At 43.1% G+C, this 17,177-nt stretch carries 16 protein-coding genes; 7 read left to right on the top strand and 9 right to left on the bottom strand.

Annotated elements, in window-relative coordinates; all coding sequences use genetic code 11:
- Window positions 1–478: 478 nt before the first annotated feature.
- Window positions 479–1,141: a LysR family transcriptional regulator substrate-binding protein gene (locus tag COP04_RS12600; RefSeq protein ID WP_420852757.1), complete on the bottom strand. Its 663-nt coding sequence runs from the start codon at window positions 1,139–1,141 to the stop codon at window positions 479–481.
- A gap of 18 nt (window positions 1,142–1,159) precedes the next feature.
- On the bottom strand, window positions 1,160–1,360 hold the full coding sequence (locus tag COP04_RS20795) for a LysR family transcriptional regulator (RefSeq protein WP_420852756.1): 201 nt from the start codon (window positions 1,358–1,360) through the stop codon (window positions 1,160–1,162).
- A 149-nt stretch (window positions 1,361–1,509) separates the two neighbouring features.
- Between COP04_RS20795 and COP04_RS12595 the strand changes: the two genes are divergently transcribed.
- Entirely contained in the window at window positions 1,510–2,775 is a 1,266-nt protein-coding gene (locus COP04_RS12595; RefSeq protein ID WP_100488346.1) for an APC family permease, read from the top strand.
- A gap of 271 nt (window positions 2,776–3,046) precedes the next feature.
- Window positions 3,047–3,511 carry a DUF5063 domain-containing protein gene (locus tag COP04_RS12590; RefSeq protein WP_100488345.1) on the top strand — a complete coding sequence of 155 codons (465 nt, stop codon included), beginning with the start codon at window positions 3,047–3,049 and terminating at the stop codon, window positions 3,509–3,511.
- Between the two features lie 52 nt (window positions 3,512–3,563).
- On the opposite strand, the gene COP04_RS12585 is transcribed toward COP04_RS12590, so the two are convergent.
- Window positions 3,564–4,373, bottom strand: coding sequence for a PaaX family transcriptional regulator C-terminal domain-containing protein (locus tag COP04_RS12585; protein WP_100488344.1), 810 nt, complete (start codon window positions 4,371–4,373; stop codon window positions 3,564–3,566).
- Window positions 4,374–4,539: 166 nt separating this feature from the next.
- On the opposite strand from COP04_RS12585, the gene COP04_RS12580 reads away from it, so the two are divergent.
- Complete coding sequence (locus COP04_RS12580; RefSeq protein WP_100488343.1) at window positions 4,540–5,739, top strand: MFS transporter; 1,200 nt, start codon at window positions 4,540–4,542, stop codon at window positions 5,737–5,739.
- Window positions 5,740–5,762: 23 nt separating this feature from the next.
- Here COP04_RS12580 and COP04_RS12575 read toward each other — a convergent pair whose 3' ends face one another.
- Entirely contained in the window at window positions 5,763–6,953 is a 1,191-nt protein-coding gene (locus COP04_RS12575) for an MFS transporter (RefSeq protein WP_100488342.1), read from the bottom strand.
- A gap of 131 nt (window positions 6,954–7,084) precedes the next feature.
- Between COP04_RS12575 and COP04_RS12570 the strand changes: the two genes are divergently transcribed.
- The gene (locus COP04_RS12570; RefSeq protein WP_100488341.1) at window positions 7,085–7,975 is read left to right on the top strand and encodes a LysR family transcriptional regulator; all 891 of its coding nucleotides are present in this window, start codon (window positions 7,085–7,087) and stop codon (window positions 7,973–7,975) included.
- 195 nt (window positions 7,976–8,170) lie between these two features.
- Here COP04_RS12570 and COP04_RS12565 read toward each other — a convergent pair whose 3' ends face one another.
- The 4 genes from COP04_RS12565 to COP04_RS12550 all read right to left on the bottom strand — a co-directional run bounded on the left by COP04_RS12565 (window position 8,171) and on the right by COP04_RS12550 (window position 11,027).
- Entirely contained in the window at window positions 8,171–8,818 is a 648-nt protein-coding gene (locus COP04_RS12565; protein ID WP_100488340.1) for an ABC-2 transporter permease, read from the bottom strand.
- Window positions 8,799–9,674, bottom strand: coding sequence for an ABC transporter ATP-binding protein (locus COP04_RS12560; RefSeq protein ID WP_100488339.1), 876 nt, complete (start codon window positions 9,672–9,674; stop codon window positions 8,799–8,801). The genes COP04_RS12565 and COP04_RS12560 overlap by 20 nt, the downstream gene beginning before the upstream one ends.
- A complete protein-coding gene (locus COP04_RS12555) occupies window positions 9,671–10,054 on the bottom strand; it encodes a GntR family transcriptional regulator (RefSeq protein WP_100488338.1) in 384 nt (127 codons plus the stop codon). Before COP04_RS12555 ends, COP04_RS12560 begins: the two co-directional genes overlap by 4 nt.
- Window positions 10,055–10,592: 538 nt before the next feature.
- On the bottom strand, window positions 10,593–11,027 hold the full coding sequence (locus tag COP04_RS12550) for an Lrp/AsnC family transcriptional regulator (protein WP_100488337.1): 435 nt from the start codon (window positions 11,025–11,027) through the stop codon (window positions 10,593–10,595).
- A gap of 152 nt (window positions 11,028–11,179) precedes the next feature.
- Between COP04_RS12550 and COP04_RS12545 the strand changes: the two genes are divergently transcribed.
- Window positions 11,180–12,451: an APC family permease gene (locus tag COP04_RS12545; protein ID WP_100488336.1), complete on the top strand. Its 1,272-nt coding sequence runs from the start codon at window positions 11,180–11,182 to the stop codon at window positions 12,449–12,451.
- Window positions 12,452–12,594: 143 nt separating this feature from the next.
- Here the strand turns inward: COP04_RS12545 and COP04_RS12540 are convergent, their stop codons facing one another.
- The gene (locus COP04_RS12540) at window positions 12,595–13,815 is read right to left on the bottom strand and encodes an MFS transporter (RefSeq protein WP_100488335.1); all 1,221 of its coding nucleotides are present in this window, start codon (window positions 13,813–13,815) and stop codon (window positions 12,595–12,597) included.
- A 120-nt stretch (window positions 13,816–13,935) separates the two neighbouring features.
- On the opposite strand from COP04_RS12540, the gene COP04_RS12535 reads away from it, so the two are divergent.
- Together COP04_RS12535 and galE are read left to right on the top strand one after the other, a co-directional pair.
- Window positions 13,936–15,726, top strand: a complete 1,791-nt coding sequence (locus tag COP04_RS12535; RefSeq protein WP_100488334.1) for an ABC transporter substrate-binding protein — start codon at window positions 13,936–13,938, stop codon at window positions 15,724–15,726.
- A 268-nt stretch (window positions 15,727–15,994) separates the two neighbouring features.
- Window positions 15,995–16,990, top strand: coding sequence for a UDP-glucose 4-epimerase GalE (gene galE / locus COP04_RS12530; RefSeq protein ID WP_100488333.1), 996 nt, complete (start codon window positions 15,995–15,997; stop codon window positions 16,988–16,990).
- Window positions 16,991–17,177 lie beyond the last annotated feature (187 nt).

Raw genomic sequence — 17,177 nt, 5'->3', positions numbered from 1 at the left:
ATATTAATTTTCATGGGTCGTTTGTTCCAGATCCGGGATAGTACTTCTAAAAATAGTCCATTTTTTGTTGCCATTGCCCGCCGTCTTCGTTCATTCCCTTATTGCGTTGGGGTCCAGATGAAATCTAGGATTACGGGTTGGCTCGGCATAGCTGTTTCATTGTACGGCAGCGCATGGCGATTTGCTGAAGCGGAGAAAAAATCTTAATTTTTGATTTTGTGTTGATTTGTCTAGTCATGGATCTATTATCAATTTAGTTGCTGGTGCTTCAAGGGCGAGCGGTTTCCAGGAGATCATGAAACTTATAGAAACTGGGAAATTAAAGTTACCTGAAGTGAGCCGGCAATATGATCTGCCAAACTACTATGAAGCCATTAGACGCTGGATTCAAACCAATCAGGAAAAACGGTTATCAATTTGAATAGTGAGTAAAATCGTCCATTAGAGAGCGGTTAACTAAAACATGATCCGCTTTTATTCAATACATAGCATGCGCCGCTTCAATGAAGTATCGAATATTGGGTGTCAGTTCTTTATCCTTATTCCAGGCGATGAACGTTGGGACTGAAGTAGGCGCATAGGGCCAGTCCACTCTTTTTAATAACGCTTTTTTTACCTCAGATTGCACGGCTACGGCTGGCAGATAGGCAAGGCCAAGGTCTGTGAGCGCACATTGTTTGATCGCTTCAACAGTCACAAATTCAACAATGTTTTCGGGAAAAATTCCCGCCTGAGAAAGGGCGTTTTCAAGAAGCATACGATAAGAACACCCCTTTGCTGTCAGCAGCATTGTTTCTTGTTCAAGATCCCGGGCTAAAATAGGATCTCTATTAACCAATGGATTTGTAGGATGAGCTAATAGCCATATTTCCTCATTAACCAATGGTTCAACAGTCAGCATCGATCTTGTTTGCACTTTTCCCATAATAAATCCCAGATCGATGCGTCCATTCTCCAGGTTTTCTTTTATGTCTTCGGCAAAATTGGCAGGTTTCACAACCAGTTTGCCCTGAGGAAATTTACTTTTATATTTCGCCAAGATAGGGGGCAGCCGGTAGGTGCACTGGCTTTCAGTAGCGCCAATTGTCAGAGTAGGGAGAGCGTCAGGATTGGCGAGTTTATCTTCAACTTCCTGAGTCAAATGAACCATCTGATCTGCCTATTTTTTAAATGCTTGGCCTGACTCAGTCAACGCTATTTTTTTGCCCAGCCGCTCGAATAACGGTCTTCCGACTTCCCGCTCCAGAGCTTGAATCTGCGCAGTCACGCTGGACTGGGCAAAATTTAATCGAACGGCTGTCTGGGTAAAGTTCAGGCATTCTGCAGCGACCTTAAATGTCCGCAACTGTTTGGTATCCATTATCACTTCTCCTATTAATCGGATATTTCGATTGATTCAATCAAAATAATCAGTTTTTCTAATCAATGAATCTATCTTATGATGATTTGTAAAGAAAAACAATACTTTGAAAGTACAATCTATCATTTTAAGGGAAGAAGGAGTAAGAGATGAAACAGGGACCAAAAGCAACGATCCGCCTGCCCCAGGCTGTTGCTCTTTATATCGGTGCAGTGCTCGGAGCGGGAATCTTGATTGTTCCCGGCCTGGCTGCTCAAATTGCAGGACCGGCCTCATTAATTGACTGGGGTTTCTTGCTCCTATTAGTTTTGCCTCTCTCTTTGTGCATGGCCTATTTATCTCAAAAGTATCCTGTTTCAGGAGGTGTTTGCTATTTTGTAACGAAAGCCTTCGGGAAGATACCTGGGGCGATTGCAGGCTGGCTTTTTCTAATGTCTGTTCCCATTGGTGCACCGGTTGCAGCATTAACGGGCGCCGGTTATTTGAGTGCCGCGTTAGATCTGTCGGAAACTTCAAGAATAACGATAGCCTGTATGGTGCTTATAATCGCTCTTTTGCTCAATTATTTGGGGATGAATGTGGCCGGAAGGATTCAGGTGGCAGTGATTTTCGGAATTCTGACCATTTTGTGTCTCACAATTATTGGCGCCGCACCACATTTAAAATGGATTTATTTTAGCCCATTTATGCCGCATGGAGTCATGAGTATCGGTAGAGCCTCGACTATTTTATTTTGGTGCTTTATCGGTTGGGAGGCTGTCTCAAATCTATCTGAGGAATTCGTTCATCCGGAAAGAGATGTCCGGCGTGCGACATTGATCGCAGCAATAGTGATGGGCGGCCTATACTTTATGACAGCAATCGCCGTGATCGGGACCGATAGCTATAAAAATCAATCACAGGCAGCTCTCGTTAACGTGGCAGGCGAAACGTATGGCCGCTTGGGGACGATTCTGACCGGTATTGCCAGCCTGTTGATTTGTCTGGCGACTGTGATGGCTTATACTGGGGCAGCCTCAAGACTGGCTTATTCATTATCGGAGAATGGCCTTGCACCTAAGTGGTTTGGCAGGCGTTCACCCAAATATACAACCCCGCTCGGCGGGCTGCTCTTTTTAGCTCTTTGTTTTATCTGTGTGATGGCGTCTTATGCGCTGCGCTTGATCTCCTTGACAGAACTTATCCAATTGCCTAACGCAACATTTTTACTGAATTATTTGAGTGGTTGTGCAGCGGGTGTTGTACTGTTTAAAAATGAAAGAAAAAAATTAATAGTAAGCCTGATCTCGCTTCTAGCGACGGCAATCATGTTCCTGTTTGTTGGCTGGGCCATCGTTTACCCCATAGTGATTTTTCTGATGATCGTGATTGGGAAAATGTGGATTGAGCATAAAAAAATAAGGATAAACAAATAAAATAATGGGAACAGAAAGGCTGTTAAAAGCTAACACATCAGCTGTATAGGCTACATCGACAGGAAAGGCATCTCCCGAGTAAGAAACACGATCATCCTCTCTCCGATCAGTCGGCTGATTGAACGAAACCTGCGCTTACTGGAACACGTATCGATATAGAAAGTAGCATAAAGCGATAACACAGAACTGGTTTATCAAAACAAATGACCCGTCCACACGTGCCGACGCACCAAACAAGTTACAACAAATGTAACAGAGCGGAGAAAGTATAATGAATAAAGCCAGAACACGAGACTTTTACAAATCAGCCAATGACTTCTGCGATTTTGTTGATTTACTGGGCAGGTGCAAAAACCGTAATAAATTTAATAAACTTCTTAAAAATCTCTTACGTTTATATCACAAAGGGCTGGATTTACCGCAAGTTACTCTTGAAACTTCAAAGTCTACCAAAGTGGACGTGTCCTATCCCAAATTGAAGATAAAGAAATACGATACCTATTGGGAAGTATTCAATCCCTACCAGCCAGACGAACCAATTCAAGGGAGCCTGACTGATGATATTTCAGACATATACCATGACTTAAAAGAGGGCATTTCTTTGTACGAGCAAAAGAAATATAAGGAGGCAGTCTGGCATTGGAAATTTAACTTTGAAATGCACTGGGGAGCCCACGCCATTGATGCTATGCGTGCATTACATTATTTGATCAATCGGGATATTTATCTCGCATAAGAAATGCAGGAGTCATTTTACAATTCCTGCTTTTTTTCAAACCTTACAGAGATCAAACCGGCTTAACCAGCTTTTCCCCAACATCATCTTTGATCAGTTTAATGATTTCCTGATTATCTGCAACAGAAGCAGCCAGCTTTGTGAAAAGAAGACGATACGTTTTCCAGGCTTCTCCCCCAGGCCAGTTCATCGGCAAAAATTGAGCCGGCAGCATCGGATCTTTCAGTAAAATAGCTCCAAAACGCTCCCCCAATTCCAGAACATGAAAGAATGCATCCCAGGAATCAATGGATTCCTGCTTCACCCAAGAAACGCTCTTATCTTTTGTCCACGAAATAAAGTCAACGTACAAGGATTCTATTTTTTTCAGATCCCAAATCTCCTGCATTCTCGTTTTCACATCTCCATAAATGAAATGCCCTGAAAAAATATTCACGTAAGGCTGGATATTGAGATCTGAAAAAATCTGCCTGACGGAGAGACTTTGATCGTGAGGTGAGATGAAGACACTCTGGAAGAGCTGGCCATATCCAAGATCCGTCAGCTCCTGCCTCAGTGTGTTGCGGGCTCGTCTGAGTGGCTCGGGTATCTGGTACACCACCAGCTGCCAGCTGCCATTCCAATCGTGATCCTTAAGCAAAAGCTTGTCCTGAAAGGCTTTGATAAAATGGGATCCGCTGGCAGTCAGAAAGTAAGCGCGCCCCCGGTGATCAATATATCCGGATTTTTTTAATCGGGAAATGGCGTTCCGGATAGATTGGGCAGAATAATCCCTCCCCCGATAAATGCCAAGCAGTTCAGACACTTCAATATTGGGTTTTCTCATCAGGATATATAAAAGCTGTTTTTCCAATGAAAGCAAGCGGATCAGATCCTTTCTTATAGAATTATTTTACACGATTTTATTATTGCCTGTAATGGATATTACTCAGAAAATAACTAAATAATAGACGAACGTTATAAATAATGTTATAAAATATGAGAAGGGATCCGGATCCTTAATAGAAAAACATGAGGAGATCAAATTGATGAAAAAAGTTTCACTTCTGTTTTTTTCTATGATATTTCTTATTGGCACAGACACGTTTCTCATTTCACCACTGCTGCCGATTTTAACGGCAGCCTATAAAATCCCAACTGAAATTTCCGGCTGGATGGTCAGTTCGTATGCTTTAGGATATGCCATATCTGCATTATTTGTAGGACCCGTATCCGATGGATTGGATCGCAAAAAAGTGATGATTTTCGGACTGATTGTTTTTTCACTGTCTACTTTTCTATGCGGATTATCTTCCACCTTTTGGACAATGGTTCTTTTTCGACTGCTTGCAGGCATTGGCGCAACATTCGTCGGTTCACAGGTCTGGGCTGCAATCCCTCAGCTTGTTGCTCGGCAAGATATCGTTAAATCAATGGGCTACGCAACGGCCGGTCTGTCGATTTCGCAAGTGGTCGGCCTTCCTGTCGGCAGTTATCTCGCAGCTCTGTCTTGGCGCGCGCCTTTTTTTGTCACGGCAGGATGCTCTATTATCTTGCTGTGCATTATTTCGGCATTTCTTCCGCCGATCCCTGCTGCCAGGTATATGGAACAAAGACCGTCTATTTTACGTGTCTATAGCGGTTTGTTTCAAACGCCAAGAGCCGTTAACTATATGCTTGCCTATTTTATTTTTCAGACAGGAAATTTTGAAGCCTTTTCTTTTATCGGCTTATGGTACTCTTCCAGCTTTTCACTTCACGTTGCAGCAGTCGGGACAGCTATGATCGTGTTAGGTATAGGGAACGCGATCGGATCGCTTTTCGGGAGCAGCCTGATTCGAAAATTAGGTGAGGCCAGGTCCCTATTCCTGTCTTTCTGTGCCTATATCATTTTATATTCCATTTTGCCATTCTCTCATTCGCTGGTTGCCGCAGAAGCTGTTTTATTTCTGATCTTTTTAACAGGGGGATACGTTTTTCCAGTCTTTATGAGCACGATGCAAAGCCTGACAGCAACGGCAAGAGGAACGGTCTCGGCTCTGGCCAATGCGGCGATGTATGCGGGAACGACCATTGGCGGTATCATCGGTGGTTTATTATTCAGCCGTTTCTCCGGATTTACAGGTGTTTCCTTCTTTACTGTCACAGCCTATATCGTTTCACTGTTGATTTATGCCGGCAGTGGAATCTTCAGCAAACACCATAAACATCCGGGAGATAAAAATAATGCTTTTGATAAAGTTAAATAACTTTCCAGAAAATGTGCACTCATTCAGCGATGCGTTTTAAGAGCAGGTTGTCCTATGTAACCAAGCAGAAACACAAAAAATACAGCAATCAAAGCCAGTGCTCCATAGCTGAACCAGGCGAGTGGCAACAGATGATTCGCTTGAGCGAAACCAAAGAAAATACCGCCCAAAAGATTGCCAAGAGTTGCCCCTACGGCCCAGCCCATATCAACAAAGCCATAATAAGTGCTGAGGAAGTCCGCGTTTGCCAGTTCGGAGACCAAATTGTCAATTGTCGGGAATACAAGCACTTCACTGGTACTACAGAGCAGGACAAAGAGGAAGATGAATGGTAAATAAGGGAACAGACCAAGAACAAAGTAAGCAGAACTCATAAAAAAGAACCCGTATAACAAGGCAGTTCTGCTCGCTGATCTCCGAAAAATCATTTGCGCAATCGCAAATTGAAGCAGAATCACGAATAATCCGTTAATCGTGAATAATAATCCGATCAGTGAAGGCTCTCGAAAAACATCTTTCATGTACAGCGGTATGGCCAAATTAAACTGGCTGTACACAAACCAGAAAATGGTATTCATTAAGGTAAGAATCAAAATGGCGCGATTCTGAATGACAGAGCGAAAAAGACCTATGACTGGAACTCTCCTCTTTGCGTTGATATCACGCGGTCCGCTGAAAATAATGAACAGCAGAAAGATAAAGTGGGCCATAGAAGTCAGCATAAATACCCAGAAAACAGAGTATTGGTAGAGTACTCCGCCCAGAATCGGCCCCAATGATGAACCAACATTAATGACTGCATTACGCAGTGCAAAGACTTCCGGTTTTAAGTCACCGGCCAGTTTGGCAATGGTTGCCATCAGGCCGGGTGCAAAGAGAGCGCCGCCAAGGCCGACAAAAGCGGAAGCCACGAAGATCAGCGAGAGATGACCAGCAAAACTGTATAGAATGTAGCCTGTCAGTCGGACAGACAGGCCAATGATTAACAGCTTCCTCTCACCAAACTGATCATTCAGCATGCCTCCGAAGAATGTCAGACCGCGCTGGCAGATGACATTGACCATGAGGACAAATCCGATCATAGCTGTGGACAGGTTCAGGTTACTCAGATACAGACTTAAGAAGGGGAGAATCATAAACGAACCTGTATTGGTAAGCAGTAAACCGAACAGAATCAGCATGAGCTTAGGGGTCATTTTCTTTAACGTGTTCATATTTAACCAGCCTCTTTAATTTTCTGTTTCTTTTCATGGGTTAACTTAATCTTAAAGCGTTGACTTTTATTTGATAAACGAATAATTTTAATAGTATTAATGAAAATAATAAATAAAGGAAAGACCGGATCATGGATCAGGAACAATTGGAAACATTCCTGACTCTCGCGGAAACATCGAGTTTTACTAAGACATCTGAGATGATGCATGTTGTCCAGTCGACAATAACCGTGAGAATCAAAGCACTGGAAACACAATTAGGCAGAAAGTTATTTGAACGTGGAACACGTTATGTTCGGTTAACGCCGGATGGCCATGCTTTTCTCGATGATGCAGGTAAGATCGTCGGTAGAATGAGACAGGCTGTAACGGAACTGCAAATCAGGAAAGAATATGACTATCGAATTGTCATTGGCGGATTAAACACAATTTGGGACAGCTCAATCTATACATTAATTGAGAAACTTTGCGGGGGAGGAAGGGTATCTGTAAGAATGGTGACGGACCATTCATCACATTTAATCAATCGGCTTCAGGAAGGCACAATTGATGTCGCCTTTGTTCTGATCCCGCCGCGTTCGCCGGTTTTTGGAAAAGTTCTTTTTCGAAATGAGCGGATCATCCTGGTTGGAAACAGTGATCGTTATCAAGGCGTTCAGACTCTATCCCGTGAGCAACTGCTTCACAGCCACAAGCTGCTGTACCAGAATTGGGGTATTGCCTATGAGGATTGGTTTAAAAATGAATTTGGAAAATACGCCACAGTGGCAGCGCGTGTTGATCATTCCGGACTCGCTTTAAAATTAATCATGAATCTTGATTGCCTGGGCTTCATGCTGGAGAGTGTCGCCCGGGAGTGGATAAAAAAGGGTAAACTCAAACCCATCGATTATCAATCAAAAACATCCATCCCGGACATGACAATCTATCTGACCTATTTGAAAAGCAGAAAAAAAGAATTTAACCTCCAATCTTTTGTGGCATTCGTGAGAAAAAATGGCTATTTGATGATCAATGAATGAATGCACCAAATGACCAGAATTACAAGTCCAATAAAAGCTAAACCAAACGAGTTGCATCGTAATTAAATTAGATGCAACTCGTTTGTGTCAGTGCATAGCTTTAAATTTATTTGAAAATGATAAGGATTTCCTTTGCAGGGCATCAATGTGATTCAGTCTATTTTGCCCTTTATAGATTGCCCGTCTTAAAAATGTTCAAAGATCCTTTTTTTCGTAAATTTTTATTGAAATGAACATCGAAACGAAGCAAATGAGTAAAGCAATGAAATAGAGAAGAAACGTCCGGATCGTTTGCGGGATCGGAAGCGGAACAGATAAACTGATGCCCGATGATTGATACCAGCGAACGAGAGGGGTAAGTAGAAAGGGTGTTAATATAATCATAAAATATAACACAAATTTTAATTTATCATAGCCAAATTTAAACAGCGCAGGTATGATGATCCCGAATGACAGACTAAGAATCAGCAGGGTGATCCCCAACGATTGAAGCGTTATTCCTTCAGCCATCGATGGTACGAATAATGAAGTGACGATCTGGATGAGCGTGACGCCAATAAACACAAGCAAGATAAAAAGATATTTTGCCTCGACATATGCGTTTCGCGTATAAGGAGTAGCACAAAGATAGGCAGATCCCCGATACTGAACCTCATATCTGGCAATTTGGAAAAATAATACGTACTCTAATACAAAAACGACTAAGAAAAATAAAATTGAATGATCACTCCCAGGTGCAAGTGATTGGGACATATAAACGGGTGCTATTGCTGCGAAAAGGACGAGAAATGCTAGATATTTTTTAATAAGTATAAAGTCTTTTTTAACGAGCGGAAGTAACATGTTTTCCACCTCCAATATAGGCCAGCATGATATCCTCGATCTCCGGCCGTTCCATGACTGCTTCAGGCATCAGCCGTCGCACTTCGCTTTTTTTACCGGTCAATCCGTCAAACCCATACAATGATTGGCGCAAATTTAAAAACAGTGGCCGTGTTTCTTCATTAATCCATTCGTTGTCGCCTTTTACCCGTGCATGTGTATCGAGCAGAACATCTTTCTCTTCATTCAGCAGAATATTTCCATCATCGATCAGAATCAGCATATCAGCGATTTTATCCAGATCGGAAGTAATATGTGTGGAAAAGAAAACACTTTTTCCTTCTTCTTTCATAAAATCGAGCAGAATGTCCATAAATTCGCTCCGTATCAAAGGATCAAGACCGCTCGTCGGTTCGTCCATAATCAGCATATCGGCGTGATGCGAAAGCGCCAGTGCGACGGCATATTTCATCCGCATGCCCTTAGATAAAGCAGAGATCTTCTGACTCGGATTCAGGTTGAATCGCTTCATCCAGGTTGAAAAAGCGGCTTCATCCCAATTGCTGTAGGCGGGCGCAATGACATTTTTCATTTCTTTCAGCGTCATCAGCTCGTAAAAATAGCCTTCATCCATGACAAAACCGATTCGATTTTTTACTTTTCTTTCACTGTCATCCATGTCCCTGCCATCAAAACGGATACTTCCTGAATCTCTTGAAATAAGGCCGAGAATCGCTTTAATTGTCGTCGTCTTACCTGCTCCATTAACACCGATAAAGCCGGTGACGCAGCCCTTTCTTAGCGAAAAAGAGAGATGATTCAAGCAAAAACGATCAAAATTTTTCGTCAGGTTTTCAACCTCTAAAATGGATGTCACTTCTCATTCTCCTCCTCAAAAAGCAGATCCAGCATTAAATGAAGCTCATCTGCACGGATGCCGAGTTGATGGGCCATACGGCAAACTTCTGAGAGCTTTGCCTCAACCATCCTCCGCTTGGACTCGGTGAACAGTTCTAAATTTTCGGGAGCGACAAAGGAGCCCTTGCCAACACGGGTCAGAATGAAACCCTCGGCTTCCAGTTCGGCGTAGACTCTTTTCGTCGTTAATACACTGACCTGGAGATCATTGGCCAGCGCGCGGATGGTGGGGAGCTGCTCACCCGCTTTTAACTCATTATTCAGAATAGCCGTTTTGATCTGATCCTTAATTTGCTGATATAAAGGCAGATCCGAAGTATTTTTTAAAATTATTTTCACGCAAAAGCCTCACTATTGTGATCAATGGGTATGCACAATATACACAATGTGTACAATGATTAGTATAAATGACTTTAATCCGGTTTACAAGAGGATCAGAGAAATACATGTGATTTTCAGTCTCAGGAGAGCTCAGGGAAAATATTGGCGGGTGGAACAAAACGGGTGAAAAACCGAATAAATACGTTTTTGCGATTTGTATGAGCTTTTAGATCTGGCACACTCGGGCAACCGGATGATCTGTTGCGGTAGAGTGAATTTTCATATTTTTTGTGAAGGCAGACGACTTCACCAAAGCTCTGATTGACGCAATGCCCGGTAAAGTGAAAGAGAAGAACTGATCAATACGAGCACGCTGGTGATTAACAAGCTCGCGTGACTAAAAGAATTGAAGCCTCTCAATAAAGAAATAATCATCATAATAAGGGATCCGGCAGTCATTAATCCGAAAATACAAATCTTAATTTTGTCCGTCACTGAATACGCATTCTTTTTCATCGTGCATCACGTTCCTCAAGATTAAGCCTTATCCAGCTGATTACTGGGTATTTGATTTTATAGGCTTCTGTTCAAGTGGTGAAGATAAGACGATCAACGTTGTCGGCTTTCCAAACTTCAGGCAATCGTTAATGTAGTCCTCAAGTGTATGAACAGACTCTGTCACAACTTTTGTTAGATAACTGTACATTCCGGCAATCCGGTGACATTCAATAGCATCCGGATGCCCGGTAGCGAATTGCGCATATTTCTTACAATCCCTTGGCTCCATCAGAATAAAAGCAGTAACACGTTTACCTAGTTTTTCCGCAGCAATCTGGGCAGTGTATTTCTTTATCACGCCCTGTTCCTCCAGTCTCCTGACACGTTCTGTAACTGAAGGAGAGGTTAAACCTACTTTTTTACCCAACTCAATCATTGTCAGGCGGGCATTTTCCTGCAATTCTGAGAGAATGCCTAAGTCAATTTCATCCATTCAAGATCATCCGCCTTAATTATTAATAAAATTGTTATCTTTTCCGTTAATTTATTTACCGATCATCGCTTAATAAATTAATCATACCATGTGCCTGCCTGGTGAAGCCATCTATAATTAATAAAAATACATAGAGCAAAGAGGAGAACATTTTGAAGCAACAATCATTAAATCGCACCATCACTTGGGTGCAAGGCACGACTTTAACAATTTCGGCAGTGCTTGGCTGTGGCATTTTGGTTCTGCCTTCGATTACTGCAAATAGTGCCGGGCCGGCTTCTCTTTTGTCATGGATTTTCATGTCCTTATTGTCTTTTCCTATTGTAATGACAATGGCACATCTTGCGAGATTAATTCCCAGTGCCGGGGGCATCACAGCATATGTCAGAACAGCGTTCGGCTCTCACGCAAGTTCAATACTCAGCTGGATCATGCTTGGCTCCGTTCCTGTCGGCGTTCCGACGATTGCGTTAACGGGGGCTTACTACATAAACTATATTGAACCGCTAGATACTTGGGAAGTCATTGGCATCGCCCTTTTGATGCTCGCAACCTCCTTGCTTTTACACATGAAAGGGATTGAAGTTTCTTCTAAAGTCAGCGTGGTTGCCATTTTTATGATTCTCAGTCTGCTTGTTACCGCAATTATTGTCTCCATTCCTCACGTAAAATTCAGCGCATTTTATCCTTTTGTTGCCCATGGATGGTTTTCATTAGGTTCAACGTCCGTGATGGTTTTTTTCTCTTTTGTGGGTTGGGAAATGATTACTCCTTTGTCAGAGGAATTTAAAAATCCTAAAAGGGATATGTCTATTAGCTTATTATTAGGCGCAGCTTGTATTTCAGTTTTATACATTTCCATTTCTTTCGTAACCATTGGGACCCATTCATATGGTGGAAATCATATCGCTTCATTAAACATGCTAGTGTCAAAAAGTTTAGGAGCATCAGGCGCTTTTTTTACTACGGCTTTGGCTCTGTTTATTACTTTCAGTACCGTGCATGCAAACATTGCCGGGTTTTCAAGAATGGTATATGCTCAGGCGAGAGATGGAAACTTTCCATCTTTTTTTGCGGTTTTACATCCAAAACACCTAACGCCGGCAAGGGTTTTAGCTGCGCTCGGGACAGTATTTTTCGGTGTTTTAGTCATTTTTGGATGGCTTAAACCTAGTATTGGAACACTCTTAAAGGGACCCGGTACGGTTTTTATCGTATCTTATATCTTTACAATGCTGGCCGCCATTAAAATTTTGAAGCCCTTAACGACTGGTTGGTTTATGGCGCTTATTTCTTTATTCACAAGTATAGCCATATTTCTTTTTAGTGGCTGGGCCATTCTTTATCCGATTGTGCTGGCTGTGATTGGAGAATTGTATCTGCATGGTAGAAATTCTTTTAACAACTTAAAAAGCGATGAGTAGTGAACAATGTGAGTATTACAATTTCCTGTTGATGGCGCAATAACAGAATGAAGTAACTTCGTTAACTGAACGACATCTATCTTAGATAAAAAATCGGGAACGGATCTTAGAGTGTTCGTGTCTTGGTGCTTGGCACATATTACTTATGCCTGCGATTTCTGACGATAGACTTTCAGATAACAGCATAAACCAACCAGACCCGCGAGCAGGAAAAGCAAGGCCATGATGACGGGCGGCAGGAAAGCTCCGATGATGATCCCTATTGCGCCAAACAATTTAGAACCTTGAAAAACAAAACCATAGATGGCCATATAAGAAGCTCTGGTTTTTGCTTTTGTCAGGGAAGCAATCAGACTCTGGCTGACCGGAACATACATTAGTTCTCCTATACTTGCAAAGAATACAGCAAAAGTCAGCAAGGCCCACTGATTGCTGAAAGCCTGGATCGCATAGCCAAGGGAATAAATAGGCAGCCCGATAAGAAAGACCGAAGGAGCAGAGCACCGTTTTGTCCATTTGGCGATAATCAGAGCGAGAATGACGACAAGCAATGTATTCTCAATTCGCATCCAGCTGATCATGGTATAGCTGTCCAGACTAAGCCAGTGATTCAGAGTAATAGTTTTAAAGCTTTTTTCCAAATGCACAGCGATGTAATTCGTGGTCTGAAATTCAAGTGAAAGCACGAGTAGATTGCCGATACAGAATAAGATGAACACGCGATCTGCGACAACCTTTGAGTAGTGGGAGAGAATCGAGAACGGCGAAGCACCCTTGATTGAAGATTCCGGGCGTTGATAGACTTCAGTCATACAAAGAATGATCAGGGACAAAACGATGATTGAAGAAATGGTCAGGACGAGAAAAAGCGCAAACCGGTACGATCCAAAAAAGAAACCGCCGATGACAGCACCGGCTGCCATACCGAAATTGGTGGACCAGTAATTAATACTGTACATCAAACGACGATTTTCTTCAGTGCTGACATCGATCAGCATGGCTTCTTCAGCGGGATGCATCAATCCGCTGCTTAAATTTTGTACGACCATCATTAAAAAAGTAAAAACTGAAGAAACCCACCAACCGGAATTGGCCAGAGCCATACCAGCGAATGCGGCGATTTCTATTGCCTGGGCAATGATCATCATTGGTTTTCTTCCGAAATGGTCACTCAGATAACCACCCACAAAGCTGGCCGAAGCAGAAATGATCACATTCATTAAAAGCAGTATTCCGGCCAGCGCCGGACCAAAGGCCTGTGCAAAGTACATCGCCATAAATGGAAAAACCATATTGCTGACACATACGGATAAGAAAGAAATAATCAGACGGATTCTGATATTTCGATGTAATGAATGCAGCATGATCTGGCCCCCTTCTTTTGGTTCATATGCTACCCTTAAAAAAGGGGAAGAAAAAGTGTAAACTGAAATCAGATCTTTCACCTTTTTTAGCGTTTATTGAGATAGAGACGGGGCGATTAAATGGGATTAATCGAACAGTACGTCAGCTGCTATCCATTCAGCCGGAATAAAATGGATGAACCTCAGGCCGTGTCTCTTAAGGAACTTACTGAGGTGCTTTGCTGCAGCGAGCGGAATACCAAACTGGTTCTCCGCAAAATGCAGGAACGCGGCTGGATTGCATGGCAGCCTGGGAAAGGGCGCGGGCACAAATCGCAAATCATTTTCTATAAAAAGCTGATTGATCTGCTACAGCAGCAGGCAATAGAGTGGATCGAACAGGGACAGCTCAACAGGGCGATCAAACTCTTGGACAACCCTAGCTTAACGGGCCGAACAGCTGACGACCTGCGCCGATTTCTTACCGAACAGTTTGGATTGCATACGGAACATGCTCATCCCTATCCCCAGGATGTGATCCGCATTCCTTTTGGCCGGGAGCTTTCCGCACTGGATCCTTTGCAAGCTTCGGTCACGACCGAGGCTCATTTTTCTAGACAGATCTTTGACTCATTAGTCCGTTTTAATCTGAAGACTTGTCATTTTGAACCTCATATTGCACATAGCTGGATCTGCAGTCCGGATCAAAAACAATGGACTTTTTATCTGCGCAAAGGCGTGCGCTTTCATCATGGCCGGGAGCTGACTGCAGTGGATGTTCTTTTTACCTTCCACAGGATTCAGGCGGAATCAAGCCCATGCGCCTGGTATTTTGAAAATCTCATCGGAATGGAAAAGAACGGACGATATGCTGTCACGTTAACTTTTTCAAAGCCGATGGGTTTTCTGATGCATCTCTTAAGCTCGCTGCACGCGGCCATTTTGCCCTCAGACATTGGTTTTCAGCAGAACCATATGTCGGGAACGGGTCCGTTCAAACTCGTTCAGAAGTCCGAAGACTCACTGATCCTTGAACGGTTTGAAGGGTATTTTCGTGAACAGGCATTGATTGACAGGATTGCCGTCTATCGAACGGATATCAAATCTGATCATGTCAGTTTCTATCCGGCTGACCATGGAGGATCGTATTACGGTGAGGAAACCAGTCATCATTATTTCTCACGCTTATCTGGCTGCCGTTATCTTGCTTTCAATTTCAACAAAAGCGGCGCTCAGCTGGATTTTTATTTCAGGCAAGCATTTAGAATCATATGTGACCGATCTAAGCTGATTCAGGAGCTGAAGGGTGACCGTGAAGAGCCCGCAGATAGTTTTTTCAGAAAAACAAGCCGCAAATCGTCTGTCACAAGCCTTCCACTGGCAAAAGCGGGTTCATTGCTTGAAAAATCCGGTTATCACGGTGAAATGATGCAGTTATTCTGTTTCGATCAGAAGGGCAGCATTGAGGATGCCGAGTGGTTGCGCAGAAGGGCAGAAACAGTTGGTTTAAATCTTAAGATTCATCCCTTTGCCATGACCCAATTTTTTGACCGGGGAATTGACCGCAGCGCAGATCTGCTGCTGTGCGGAGAGATTTTCGAGGAGGACTTGGAGCTTGGTTTTGTCAGTCTGCTAAGGGATAAAACGGTTTTTCTACGTCGTTTTCTTAATCAAGATCAGCGCAAGGTTCTGGATCATCTCGCCAATCGATTGATGCTGTGCACAGATTGGGCTGTCCGCCGAAAAGTAATCGATGAAACGGAGGACTATATACGCCGTAATCTGTTCATCCTGTTCAATTATCATGCTGGAAGTGCTTCAACTTTTTCGAAAGAACTTGCCGGAATCGAGATGAACGCGTACGGTTGGGCGGATTTCAGCAAACTGTGGATCCGGCCCCCGGACGTTTCTGTATTTCCAATCCACGTATGACTGCTTTGCATAGAACAAACAAGTAAAACAGATTCAAATGGCTTTTTTGCTTTGAAGACCTTATCCGGTTGGAGAACGCGTGATCACGGTCATTCGGGGACAACGCCCGAGGTATTCTTCAAAAAGGTGAAGCCATTATTTATTTTCTACACTTTTTCACACCTTTGGAATGGTGAATAATGGTCTTATAGGAAGCGAGCAGGACAATCCAGACTCACAAAAAATAATCACAGCCGGGAATTAAAATTAGTAGATTGGAAGTGTCGTAATGACAATTTTAGTTGCTGGGGGTGCGGGCTATATTGGCTCTCACATGGTCAGCCGCCTGATTGAAAAAGGAAGGGATGTTGCCGTGATTGACAACCTTTCAACCGGGCATCGTGCGGCCGTGAATGATCAGGCAAGTTTTTACGAAGGGGATACAAGAGATAAACAATTTTTAATTGATGTCTTTAAGAAAGAGAAGGTTGATGCAGTTATTCACATGGATGCTTTCTCGGTCATTCCGGAGTCCATGAAGCATCCATTGAAGTACTTTGACAATAATGTTGGCGGTATGATCACCTTGCTTGAAGTCATGCAGGAACAAGGTGTTAAAAAAATGGTCTTCTCTTCAACTGCCGCGACCTATGGTGTTTCCAAACAAATTCCAATAGAAGAAGCTGATCCGCAAAAGCCCATCAATCCGTATGGTGAAAGTAAATTAATGATGGAAAAAATCGTTCATTGGGCGGATGTTGCTTACGGTATTAAGTTTGTAGCTCTTCGGTACTTTAACGTCGCCGGTTCCAAAGCGGATGGAAGCATCGGTGAAGATCATCAGCCGGAAACCCACCTTATTCCAATTATCCTGCAAACGTCGCTGGGACAACGGAAAGTATTCGATATTTGCGGCAACGACTATGATACACCGGATGGTACCAACGTTCGTGATTATGTTCATGTCGTTGATTTAGCAGATGCCCACATCCTTGCACTTGATTATTTGGAGAAGGGCAATCCGAGTCAAGCGTTCAATCTAGGATCATCAGCCGGGTTTTCGGTGAGTGAGATGGTTGAAGCAGCCCGGAAAGTAACTGGGAAGCCGATTCCCGTCAGAATTGCACCGCGGCGCGGTGGCGATCCGGATGCCTTAGTGGCAAACAGTGACAAGGCAAGAAAAATTTTAGGCTGGAAACCGCGATACGGCAATATGAATGATATGATCGGAACCGCGTGGACGTGGGCCCAAAAACACCCGAATGGTTACGGTGATAAAAAATGATATGAAAAAGCCCGGCAATAGAAACGACATCCGGAACATGAGGGTGATTTTATTCCTATGCCTTGCCGTGAAATGAATAATGTGCATTTAAAAGAGGTGCGGAGGTGAGCACCTCTTTTCTGTATAGGCATCACAGATTTCCAAAATTGCAGAATCACAAAGGAAAAAGCATCGATTCAATAGAATG

Origin of the sequence: Sporolactobacillus pectinivorans (assembly GCF_002802965.1) — a bacterium.
GTDB lineage: Bacteria > Bacillota > Bacilli > Bacillales > Sporolactobacillaceae > Sporolactobacillus > Sporolactobacillus pectinivorans.
This window is presented reverse-complemented; position numbering and strand designations above follow the sequence as displayed.